At 72.6% G+C, this 10,925-nt stretch carries 13 protein-coding genes; 3 read left to right on the forward strand and 10 right to left on the reverse strand.

Annotation, left to right across the window (positions count from 1 at the left end; translation table 11 throughout):
* Positions 1-56: 56 nt before the first annotated feature.
* Complete coding sequence (locus ACSQ11_RS04040) at positions 57-233, reverse strand: hypothetical protein (RefSeq protein WP_436003295.1); 177 nt, start codon at positions 231-233, stop codon at positions 57-59.
* On the opposite strand from ACSQ11_RS04040, the gene ACSQ11_RS04045 reads away from it, so the two are divergent.
* A complete protein-coding gene (locus tag ACSQ11_RS04045) occupies positions 232-591 on the forward strand; it encodes a YciI family protein (protein WP_436003297.1) in 360 nt (119 codons plus the stop codon). The genes ACSQ11_RS04040 and ACSQ11_RS04045 overlap by 2 nt on opposite strands.
* Positions 592-821: 230 nt before the next feature.
* Here ACSQ11_RS04045 and ACSQ11_RS04050 read toward each other — a convergent pair whose 3' ends face one another.
* Together ACSQ11_RS04050 and ACSQ11_RS04055 are read right to left on the reverse strand one after the other, a co-directional pair.
* Positions 822-1,082, reverse strand: coding sequence for a DUF6458 family protein (locus tag ACSQ11_RS04050; protein WP_436003299.1), 261 nt, complete (start codon positions 1,080-1,082; stop codon positions 822-824).
* A 54-nt stretch (positions 1,083-1,136) separates the two neighbouring features.
* The gene (locus tag ACSQ11_RS04055) at positions 1,137-2,531 is read right to left on the reverse strand and encodes an FAD-binding oxidoreductase (RefSeq protein ID WP_436003301.1); all 1,395 of its coding nucleotides are present in this window, start codon (positions 2,529-2,531) and stop codon (positions 1,137-1,139) included.
* A 61-nt stretch (positions 2,532-2,592) separates the two neighbouring features.
* On the opposite strand from ACSQ11_RS04055, the gene ACSQ11_RS04060 reads away from it, so the two are divergent.
* Together ACSQ11_RS04060 and ACSQ11_RS04065 are read left to right on the forward strand one after the other, a co-directional pair.
* Positions 2,593-3,258 (forward strand): ankyrin repeat domain-containing protein, encoded by a 666-nt coding sequence (locus ACSQ11_RS04060; RefSeq protein ID WP_436003303.1) that lies wholly within the window; start codon positions 2,593-2,595, stop codon positions 3,256-3,258.
* Positions 3,259-3,324: 66 nt separating this feature from the next.
* Positions 3,325-4,134 carry a PIG-L family deacetylase gene (locus tag ACSQ11_RS04065; protein WP_436003305.1) on the forward strand — a complete coding sequence of 270 codons (810 nt, stop codon included), beginning with the start codon at positions 3,325-3,327 and terminating at the stop codon, positions 4,132-4,134.
* A gap of 72 nt (positions 4,135-4,206) precedes the next feature.
* On the opposite strand, the gene ACSQ11_RS04070 is transcribed toward ACSQ11_RS04065, so the two are convergent.
* The 7 genes from ACSQ11_RS04070 to ACSQ11_RS04100 form a co-directional block, all read right to left on the reverse strand.
* Positions 4,207-5,118 carry an anti-sigma factor gene (locus ACSQ11_RS04070; RefSeq protein ID WP_436003307.1) on the reverse strand — a complete coding sequence of 304 codons (912 nt, stop codon included), beginning with the start codon at positions 5,116-5,118 and terminating at the stop codon, positions 4,207-4,209.
* Entirely contained in the window at positions 5,115-5,675 is a 561-nt protein-coding gene (locus ACSQ11_RS04075; protein WP_436003309.1) for an RNA polymerase sigma factor, read from the reverse strand. The genes ACSQ11_RS04070 and ACSQ11_RS04075 overlap by 4 nt, the downstream gene beginning before the upstream one ends.
* Before the next feature lie 22 nt (positions 5,676-5,697).
* Positions 5,698-6,447, reverse strand: a complete 750-nt coding sequence (locus tag ACSQ11_RS04080; protein WP_436003311.1) for a sortase domain-containing protein — start codon at positions 6,445-6,447, stop codon at positions 5,698-5,700.
* Between the two features lies 1 nt (position 6,448).
* Positions 6,449-7,261, reverse strand: coding sequence for a DUF4397 domain-containing protein (locus ACSQ11_RS04085; protein WP_436003313.1), 813 nt, complete (start codon positions 7,259-7,261; stop codon positions 6,449-6,451).
* A gap of 35 nt (positions 7,262-7,296) precedes the next feature.
* The gene (locus tag ACSQ11_RS04090; protein WP_436003315.1) at positions 7,297-7,956 is read right to left on the reverse strand and encodes a fasciclin domain-containing protein; all 660 of its coding nucleotides are present in this window, start codon (positions 7,954-7,956) and stop codon (positions 7,297-7,299) included.
* 116 nt (positions 7,957-8,072) lie between these two features.
* Positions 8,073-8,882: a carbon-nitrogen family hydrolase gene (locus ACSQ11_RS04095; protein ID WP_436003317.1), complete on the reverse strand. Its 810-nt coding sequence runs from the start codon at positions 8,880-8,882 to the stop codon at positions 8,073-8,075.
* 2 nt (positions 8,883-8,884) lie between these two features.
* Entirely contained in the window at positions 8,885-10,861 is a 1,977-nt protein-coding gene (locus ACSQ11_RS04100; RefSeq protein WP_436003319.1) for a cytochrome c oxidase assembly protein, read from the reverse strand.
* Between the last annotated feature and the right edge of the window lie 64 nt (positions 10,862-10,925).

Raw genomic sequence — 10,925 nt, forward strand, 5'->3', positions numbered from 1 at the left:
TCGACTGGTTGCGCGGTCGGGACGGCGAGCGCCAGCGAGTTGTCCCGACCGCGCAATCAGTCGAGAAACGGGCTTTCGGTATGCCGTCCGCGCACCTCGCGCGGACGGCATACCTGCGTCTTGGGCGAGAAGTCGCGAGGATGGTGTCGATCGGGCCCCGGGTCGTTCGTCATCGGGGTGAGGCGGGCACCGGGTCCGTCGACGACGTCGCTGACGACGAAGGAGAGAGCCATGGCCGAGTACCTCATCTACTTCAACCAGCAGTGGGTCGGCGACCACCCGCACGAGTGGTTCCTGTCGCGGGTGGAGCCGTCGATGGCGGTCATCGGCGAGATGCAGGAGGCGGGCGTCTACGTCTTCGCCGGCGGGCTCGAGGAGGGCGGTCCGGCCTGGGCCGCGGACGCGACGAGCGGGGAGGTGACGGTCACCGACGGGCCGTTCGCAGAGACGACCGAGCAGCTCGGCGGGTTCACCGTCATCGACGTCCCGGACGACGAGACCGCGACAATGTGGGCGGGCAGGGTGGCGCAGGGGTGCGGCTGGCCCCAGGAGGTCCGACGGTTCGGGGCGAAGCCGGACCCGTCGTCCTGACCTGGCACCGAGCCCGGCATGACGTGGGCGAGGCGCCTGCTCTCCCCTCGTGAGCAGGCGCCTCGTTCGTCGGCTCGGCCACCACCTGCCCGAGCCGGCGGATCCCCCGATCCGCGCTGGTGCCAACCCTTCCAGCACGCCCGCGGCCTGTCGATGGGGAGCACTCCCCACACGCGCGAGGCCCCGGTGACCGTGTGGTCACCGGGGCCTCGTCGGGCGTGCGCCGGACGTCAGAGACGCGAGTCCGGGTCGACGCGGGTCTCGTCGACGCGGGAGCCCGACACCGGGTCGACCTGCGTCGAGCGGGTCGCGGTGTAGCCCGCCGGACGCGTGCGGCCGCGCATGGCGAAGGACAACAGGATGGCGAGCACACCTGCGGCGATGAGGATCCAGCCCAACATGCCGTCGTCCATGCCGGGGATGTCCACCTGCAGGACGAACGCGAGGATCGCGCCGATGACGATGAGGACGATTCCGAGTCCGATGTACATGGTCACTCCTTGTGGCCGCGTCCGGGCTCAGGGTGCCCGGATCGGGACCAGACTCTACCGCTGACCTGCGCGAATGACGGGGAGGACGGCACCCGGATTGAGCAGGCCCTCGGGGTCGAGCGCGTCCTTGATCCGCTGGTTGAGCTCCATGACGTCGGGCCCGAGCATCGCGGGGAGGGCGTCGCGCTTGAGCCGGCCGACGCCGTGCTCGCCGGTGATGGTGCCGCCGAGCTCGATGGCGGCAGAGAGGATGTCCTCGAACGCCGCCCGGGCGCGGGTGGTCGAGTCGGCGTCGGCGGCGTCGTACATGACGATCGGGTGGGTGTTGCCGTCGCCGGCGTGGGCCACGCACACGATGTCGACGCCACGGTCGGCCCCGATCTCCTCGACCCGGGCGACGAGGTCGGGCAGCTGCGGCACGGGCACGCCGACGTCCTCGAGCAGCAGCGAGCCCGCCGCCTCGGCCGCGGGGAAGGCCAGGCGGCGGGCACGGACGAACGACTCGCCCTCTGCCGGGTCGTGGGTGACGAACACGTCGACCGCACCGGCGTCGACGCAGGCCTTCTCGATGACGGCCATCTCCTGCTCGCGCGCGCCCGCGGGGGCGTCGGACTGGACGAGGAGCAGCGCGCGGTCGCGGTCGAGCCCCATCGGCGCGAAGTCCTCGACCTGGTTCACCGTCGGCTTGTCCATGAGCTCGACCATCGAGGCGCGCACCACCCGACCCATCCCCACGACCGCGTCGGCGGCGGCCCGCACCGTGTCGAACGTCGCGACGAGCGTCGAGGGGGCGAGCTGCGCCGGCACGAGACGCAGGGTCGCGCGCGTGACGATGCCGAGCGTGCCCTCGCTGCCGACGAAGAGCTTGAGGAGCGACAGGCCCGCGACGTCCTTGATCCGCTTGCCGCCCAACGTGATGAGCCGCCCGTCGGCGAGGACGACGTCGAGCCCGAGGACGTAGTCGGTGGTCACGCCGTACTTGACGCAGCACAGCCCGCCCGCGTTGGTCGCGACGTTGCCGCCGATCGAGCAGATCTCGAACGAGCTGGGGTCCGGCGGGTACCAGAGGCCGTGCTCTCCCGCCGCCTTCTTGACGTCAGCGTTGAACGCACCCGGCTCGACGACGGCGCACCGGGCCGCCGGGTCGATCTCGATCGCGGTCATCCGCTCGAGGCTGACGACGAGTCCTCCCTCGACCGCGGATGCGCCTCCGGAGAGGCCCGATCCCGCTCCGCGGGGGACGACGGGTATGCCGTGGCTCGCCGCCCAGCGCACGGCCACCTGGACGTGGTCGGCACTCTCGGCACGCACGGCCGCACACGGCATACCGGCTTCGGGGTCCTTGGCCCAGTCGAAGCGGTACTTCTCGAGCGCCTCCGGTCGGGTCGCCACCACCCCCTCAGGGAGGGCGGCGGTGAGCTCTGCGACGGCGGCGCTGCGATCGGTCACCGGGCCATCCTAGGAACGGGGACACTGGACTCGCCCGACGACGTCCGGGGAAGGAGATCGCGTGAGGCGCTGGGTCGTGGTCGTCCTGCTGGTCCTGGTCGGCATCGGTGCGGCCTGCTCGAGGGGGCAGGATGCGGGGATGACGAACCCCGGGACCGACCTGCTCGCGGCGGCCGAGCGCGGCGACGACGACGCCGTGTCGGCAGCACTGGACGCGGGCGCCGACCTCGAGGTGCGCGACGAGCAGGGGCGCACGCCACTGCTGCTCGCAGCGACGTTCGACCACGTCGAGGTCGCCCGGACGCTCGTGGCGGCCGGCGCTTCGCCCGACGCGCTCGACGACCGGCACGACACGCCGTGGCTCGTCACCGGGGTCACCGGCAGCGTCGCGATGCTCGAGGCACTCCTGCCCGCGAAGCCTGACCTCACCCTCCGCAACCGCTACGGCGGCGTCTCGGTCATCCCGGCGAGCGAGCGTGGGCACGTCGACTACGTGAAGCGCGTCGTCGAGACCGACATCGACGTCGACCACGTCAACGACCTGGGCTGGACGGCCCTGCTCGAGGCGGTCATCCTCGGCGACGGCGGTCCGGCGCACCAGGAGATCGTCCGGATCCTGCTCGGGGCGGGGGCCGACCGGGCCCTCGCCGACAAGGACGGCGTCACCGCCCTCGAGCACGCCCGCGAGCGCGGGCAGACCGAGGTCGCGGCGATCCTCGAGGGCTGAGGCGGGTTCGCTGCGGGCGTATCCCGCGGGGCCCGGAGTGTCCGACGCGCACGGCAGGATGGGGACATGGCCACGATCGTCTTCCTGCACGCCCATCCCGACGACGAGGCCTCCGGCACCTCGGGGACGATGACCCGCCTGTCGCGCGAGGGCCACCGCGTGGTCGTCGTCTACGGCACCGGCGGCGAGCACGGCACCGCACCCGAGGACCTGCCCGAGGGCACTTCGCTCGCGGAGTTCCGGCGGGGCGAGGCCGAGGCGTCCGCCCGGGTCACCGGCACCGAGCGGATCGAGTGGCTCGGCTACGTCGACTCGGGCATGCAGGGCTGGGAGCAGAACGGGCACGACCGCTCGTTCCACGGCGCCGACCTCGACGAGGCCGGCGGGCGCCTGGCCGACCTGCTCGACGAGGAGGACGCCGACGTCCTCGTGACCTACGACTGGCACGGCGGCTACGGCCACCCCGACCACGTCAAGGTGCACCAGGTCGCCCATCGTGCCGCTGATCTCGCGGCGCAGCGTCCGAGGCTGCTCGAGTCGACGATGAACCGGGACGCGATGCGGATCGGCTACCAGCAGGCGCTCGAGGCGGGCCAGGGCGACGAGAGCTGGGACCCCGACGCCCCCATCGACGGCGGCGAGCCGCTCGGCACGCCCGAGGCACAGATCTCGTGGAAGGTCGACGTCACGCCGGACATCGAGTCCAAGCGGGCGTCGCTCGCATGCCACGCCAGCCAGACGAGCGACGTGGGCATGATGCTGGCGATGCCCGAGGACGTGTTCCGGGCGTGGTTCGGGACGGAGTACTACATCGAGCCCGGGCGGCCCGCGGGCATGGTCGAAGGGTGGCCGTTCGCCGACCTCGACGCCGGCTGAGGGAGCCTGCGGGCGCGTCCGCAGACTCCGGCGCCGATGGGTGGTCGGGTGCTGAGAGTCAGGCGGTGCGCCTCAGGCGCGGCTGGTCAGCGCTCCGCGCACGAGGCTGTCGCCGGAGTGCTGCGGCTGGTCGTCGAACTGCTCGCGCGACAGGTCGACGATGACGTAGCCCTCGTCGAGCAGCCGGCGCGAGATCGGGAACGACTGGTCGGCGACACCGTCGTCGAGGACTCCGACCGACACCATCCGCTTGAGGTCGCGGTTGATGAGCCACACCTCGACGTAGCCGCCGTCGGTGGGCTGCAGGTCGCGGGCCGCGACGTCGAGCGTCACCGAGTCGGCGCGCTCGCTCACCGTGGCCGTCCCGCGCTGCTGTGCCGTGTCGAGGGTGTCGAGCTGGGCGGTCGCGACCGTCCGGGCCGCCACCGTGGGGGCCGGGTCGTCACCGAGACGGTCGGCCGCGACGACCCCGCCGGCACCCAGCAGCACACCGGCGACGCAGGCTGCCGCCAGCCACCCGAGCCCGGGCCGAGCCCGACTGCCCGTGCGCCCAGCCGCGAGACCCGTGCGGTCCAGTGGCACGACGACCTCGGGGGAGCCCGAGGAGGTGGTCGGTGCGGGCAGGACGGCGACGTCGGGGGCGGGCCCGACCTTGAGCGGAGCGGGCACCACGTCGCGAGCCGCGTCGGGCTCATCCATATCGGGGGCGTCGGGCTCGTCGGTGTCGGGGGCCGCGAGCTGGTCGGCGATGCGCGACCAGAGGGCCGGTCCGGGCTCGGCGAGCTCGACCGTGGCGGCGGCCCTCGTCGCGGTGACCGTGCGCGTCATGGCCGCGAGCTCGTCGTGGCAGGCAGGACAGGAGTCGAGGTGGTCGTGCTCGGGCTGCGACAGCCGCTCGCCGAGCGCGAGGTCGACGAGGCGCTCGTCGGCGAGGTGGCGCCCGTCGTCGACCTGGGCGGTGGTGGGTGGCGGTGTGGCGTTCACGGGTTCACCTCCTCGAGGCGGTGTCGGAGGTCGAGCAGACCTCGACGGATGTGGCTCTTCACGGTCCCGAGCGGGAGCCCGAGCGCGTCGGCGACGTCCTGTTGCCGGCGGTCCTCGATGATCGCCATCCGGATGATCGTCGCCCTCGGGTCACCGAGCGAGGCGAGCTCGTGGGCCACGACGACCCGGTCGGCGACGTCGTCCGGGAGCGGCGTCGGTGGTGGTGCGGGGCCCAGCGCGGCGACGACCCGGTCATCCCTCTGGTCGCGCGCCCGGGCCGCATGGTGGTCGGCGCACCGGCGGCGGGTGACGGTGGCGAGCCACCCCGCGAGAGAGCCCGACGCGGGGTCGAGGCTCCCCCGGCTGCGCCACAGGGCGAGGAAGACCTGCTGGGTGATGTCCTCGGCGTCGTGGTGGGCCCCCACCGAACGCAGGGCGATCGTGTGCACGAGGCCACCGAAGCGCTCGTAGACCTCGGCGAGCGCGTCCCGGTCCTCGTCGGCGACGCGCTGCATGAGCTCCGCGTCGCTCGTCTCGGGAGGGGCATCACTCAACACCCATCTCACGATAGGCGAAGGCTCAAGCGACGGAGGCGCGGCGGGCGATTGCAACGACGTTGTCCTCGTAGTGTCGGGTCCTCGGGTCCCACGTGCCGCCGCAACTCACGAGGTGCAGCCGGGCGGGGCCGGATCGGGCGAAGAGGGCGTCGACGTCGAGAGCCTTCTTGGCGTACTGGTCGACCCGCTCCACGACGTACTCGACCCGGGCTCCGCCGACCGTGACGACGATCGTGGCACCGACATCGAGCCGGGGCAGCTTCGCCAGCGGGCCGACCTCGTCGCGCGAGTCGACGTGTGCCGAGATGACGTTGGCTCCCCGGGGCGACGTCGGCGCCGGGCCGAATCGATACCACCCGGCGACGTCCGGGTCGTCGGGCAGCGCCATCTGGCCGTCCTTGGCGACACCGACGGGAACGACGGGCATGCGGACGCCGAGTGACGGGATCGTCAGCTCGAAGCCACCGGTCGCCGGCCGGGCACCGCGGGCCGGCGAGGGTGTCGCCGGACGCGCGGGGCTCGTCACCCGCGGCCCGCCGGACGCCGTCGCCGACGGGGAGGGGCGCCCCGTCGGCGACGGCGCGGCGGACAGTGGCCGGGTCGGTTCCGCCGTGGCGGGCTCCGGGTCGAGGGCCGCTGTCACGTCAGCGGGGTCGGTGAGCCGGTCGGGTGACCGGACGGCATACGCGCCCCACGCGAGCAGCCCGGCGAGGAGTGCGGCCGCCGCGACGACGACCGCCCTCCTCGGGCCGGAGCTCCACGCGTGGTTCACGTCAGGCGCGCACTTCCTGGCGGCGGCGGGTCGCGAGGAGCACGAGCCCACCGGCGAGGAACGCGGCGCCACCGGCCACCGTCAGCGGCTGCCAGGTGGTGGTGCCGGCCTTGCCGCCGGTCCCGCTCGGGACGCCGCTCGGCGAGCTGTGCAGACCGTCGATCGTCTGGACCGCGAGGTCGAGGTTGTCGTCGGCTGCCGAGCCCCAGGCGTAGACGATGGTGTTCGTCCCCTCCTTGAGGTCGACGTCGGCCGGACCGATGGCGACGGTGTCGGTGCCGGCGAGCACGACGTCGGCCTTGATCGCACCGGCGGGCAGGTCCGCCTTCGCCTCCTTGGGGTTGGTGAGGTTCGGGAAGGCGACCTCACCGTTGGCCCGCACGTCGACAGCCGGAGCAGCGGCGGTGTGCCGCACCGTGATCCGCGCCTGGCCCGCCTTCGTCGGCGCGGTGTCATTGACGAAGGGGGTGAGCACCGGTGTGCCGCCCGCGTTGAGGTGGGCGACGACGGTGACGTTGGCGCCACCGGGCACGGTGACGTCATTGGCCTCGATGACGGCGGCGCCGTTGGGGCCGGCGCCGGCCGCCGTGACCTTGAGGTCGTAGGACCCCTCGGGCAGCGTGAGCGGGTCGGTCAGCGTTCCGGGTTTGAAGTCCTCGAGGATGGCGTCGCCGTTGGCATAGACGTCGACGGTCGCTCCCGGCACGGCGTGCAGGATCGAGACCTTCGCGTCGGCGGCGTGGGCCGGGACGGCGAGGACGGTGCCGAGGCCGGCCGAGACGGCGAGGACGGCAAGGGTTCGGGTGGTGCGCATGGCGTTCTCCTGTCGGGTACGAGTGGGCCGTCGGCTCAGAGGTCGACCGGGCGGAGGACACCCGTGAGGCCGTGGGCGATCTGCTTGTTGCCCTTGTTGATGTTCACGGCGAAGGGGTTGATGTACGGGTTGCGGTCGTTGGTGTCCTTGTCCCGCAGCTGGATGAGCGGCAGCCGCTTGCTGAGCACGCGGACCCCGACCGTGCCGCCGTGGGCAGTGGTGAGGGCCGCTCCGTTGCTCGCCGCGGCCTGCTTGGCGGTGATCGTCGCGCCCGGGACGACGTGGTAGAGCAGGACCGTCTCGACGGTGTCGATGCCGAGCCCGGCGACGGCCTCGAAGACGGCCTTCTCGGACGACAGCCGCGTCCCGGCGATGTCCTTGACGAGCGCCTGGAACGCGCGGTCGTTGGGGATGAACGCGGTGAGGGCCACGTTGCCGTCGGCGAGCAGGGCGACCGGGCTGTTCGGCTTGTTGGCGATGACGGCCAGGACCGCCTCGGTGACGATGTCGTAGTCGTACCAGTTGCGGTCGAACTGGTTGCCGTCCGCGGTGAGGACGGCAGCCAGGCTGCGGGTGCCGGTCGGGGCCGGGTCGGTGCCGGGGTGCGACCTGCCATGCGCGGACGCGCTGGGGGCGAGCACCACACCGGCGAGGCCGGCGGCCATGAGGGCGGAGAGGATCTTGCGTGCGGTCATCGTCGATCTCCCTTTGTTCGGGGACGCGGAAGTACGTCCATGCCCCCTACTTCCGCCCCCACCCCCGCCAGGGATGCACCTTGGACAAACTTTTTACAAAGAAGGGCGAAGCGACGTCACAGGCGCCGGTCGGCGAGCACCGGGAACGCCTCACGGGTGCGCGCGACGAGCCCCGGGTCGACGTCGACGACGAGCACGTCCTCGTTCGTCCCCGCCTCGGCGAGGACCTCGCCGGTGGGCGCGACGACCTGGCTGCGCCCGCCCATCTCGGTGCCGGCGTGGGTCCCGGCGGTGTTGCACTGCACGACGAACGCCTGGTCCTCGACGGCCCGCGCGCGGCCGAGCAGCGTCCAGTGGGCGACGCGCGCAGCCGGCCACGCGGCGGGCACGACGAAGAGCTCTGCCCCCGCGTCGAGCTGCTGACGGTAGAGCTCGGGGAAGCGCAGGTCGTAGCACGTCGACAGTCCAACGGTGACGGGTTCGCTTGTGCCCGAGGGGATCTCGACCGTGACGACGTCCGTGCCCGCCTCGAGGAGCTTGGGCTCACCCGACCCGAACCCGAACCGGTGGATCTTGCGGTATGCCGTCCGCCCACCCTCCGCGGTCACGAGCAGTGAGGTGTTGGCCAGGGTCCGGCCGTCGGCCCCGGGCGCGGCGAGGCGCTCGACGAAGGACCCGGCGTGCAGGGTCGTGCCGGTCTCGGCGGCGAGCAAGGTCATGGCGGTGGCCCACGGCCCGTCGAGCGGCTCGGCCGCGGCCTCCCAGCGCCGGTAGTCGAAGCCGGTCGGCGCCCACAGCTCGGGCAGGACGACGAGGTGGGGGTGGTGGGCGTCCACGGTCTCGCGGACGAGGCCGGTGACGCGCTCGATGCGCTCGCTCATCGGCTCGTCGTCGCCGTATCCCACCTGCACGAGTGCGATGCGCATGGTCAGTCGACCTCCTTGGACTGCGACCCGAGTCGCTGGAGCCGCTCGTTGTAGGCCCGCAGGGCGGCGTCCTCGTCGCGGTCGGCCTGCCGGTCCAGACGCTTGGTCTCCTGGCGGTCGCGCGCGAACCACTGGCGGGCGACGAGGATCGCGAGGACCAGCGTCGGCGCCTCACCGAAACCCCACGCGATCTCGCCGGCGCGCTGCTGGTCGGCGAGCGCATCGGGCGCCCACGGCAGGTTGATCTGCTCGAAGAAGTCGGACGCGAGGACGAACTGGGTGCCGGTGAGGGCGACACCGAAGAACGCGTGGAAGGTGATCGTCGCGAAGAGGATGAGCAGCAGGATCGCCGGCGACCACCGCGGCGGTCCCGGGTCGATGCCGATGAGCACCCACGTGAAGAGGTAGCCGGTGAGGAGGAAGTGGGCGAGCATGAGCAGGTGACCCGAGTGGGTCGTGAGCGCGAGCTCGAACAGCGGCGACCAGTAGAACGCGGCGAGACTGCCGAAGAAGAGCACGGCGGCGACGACCGGGTTGGCCAGCACCTGCATGGCACGGGAGTGCACGACCTGGAGGATGAGCTCGCGCGGCCCCCACGTGCGGTCGGGACGGGCGGGCAGGGCGCGCAGGGCGAGCGTCAACGGCGCCGCGGGGACGAGCAGCAGCGGGACGATCATCGCCACGACCATGTGCATCACCATGTGCACGGAGAACTGCACCCGGCCCCAGATGTCGGGCGCACCGCTCGTGGCCCAGACGAACGCGACCCAGCCGAGGGTCCACAGCACCGTGCGGTGCAGCGGCCAGGCGTCACCGCGACGCGAGAGACGGCGGACGCCACCGGCATACAGACCGACGGCGACGACCGCGATGGCGATCATGAGCCAGTTGGGCCGCCACTGGGTCAGCCAGTCGGACGTCGTCATCGGACCGGGGTCGGGGAAGCCGGTGATCGACAGCACCGCGCTCGGCGACTGCTCGGAGTCAGGGACGGGCGGGGGTGTGCGACCGAGGACCGCGCCCAACCCGAACGCGGCTGCCATGAGCCCGAGCTCGACGAGGACGAGCCGGGCGAACCCGCTGCCGTCGGTGGCGATCGTGGCGATGACCCGGCGGCGCTGCTGCCAGCCGAGGACGCCGAGCGCGACGAGGATGGCCGTCTTGGCAAGGACCATCGCGCCGTAGGCCGACCCGAGGCCCGAGAGCGAGCCGAGCCGGATGACGGCCTGCTGCAGGCCGGTGACGGCGACGAGCGCGTAGGCCCAGCCGGCGAGCACCGAGTAGCGCGAGACCGTCGCGGACAGGTCCGTGCCGATGCGCGGCTGCATGAGGGCGATCGCGAGCAGTCCGCCGGCCCAGACCGAGACACCGACGAGGTGGACGCCGAGGGAGTTCACCGCGTCCTCGTGGCTCGCGCTGCCCGCGGAGTGCCCGGTGAGGGCGACGATGACGATGCCCGACAGCGCGATGGCGGCCAGCCACGCGTATGCCGTCCGAGTCCGGGCGAGGAGCGCGCCCAGCGTGACGACGAGCGCGACCGCCGTGGAGATCGAGAGCACGCGGGTCACCTCGAGCGACCACACGAACGTGAGGAACTGTCGGGCCAGCTCGGGATCGCCCAGGCGCAGCCCCGCGAGCGAGGCGAAGGTGAAGAAGACGCCGAAGGCCGCGGAGACGACCCAGATCGCGCCGGTCACCGCGGCGAGGCGTGCGGCCTGGACCCGGCGCTCGGTCGTGCGGCGCTCGGGGACGAGGAAGGCGGCCAGCACGAGCAGGCCGAAGGTCGCCGCCGATGACAGGTCGCTCACCACGCGCATGAGCGGGAGGGCCCAGCGGACGAGTGGCCCGGGGTCGTCGAGCACGAGCGGCGACAGGACCCCCGCGAGCGAAGCCGCCACGAGGGCGACGACGAGCCCGGTGACGCCGACGACGGCGACCGGACCGATCGGCGTGCGGGCGGTGGCGGGCGCGGTGCTCATGCCTCACAGCGTAGGCAGCACGGGGCCGGGACGACCCAGCCACCCATGGACCGATCGACTGAGA

The sequence above is a fragment of the Knoellia sp. LjRoot47 genome (genome assembly GCF_964253435.1).
Taxonomy (GTDB): domain Bacteria; phylum Actinomycetota; class Actinomycetes; order Actinomycetales; family Dermatophilaceae; genus Knoellia.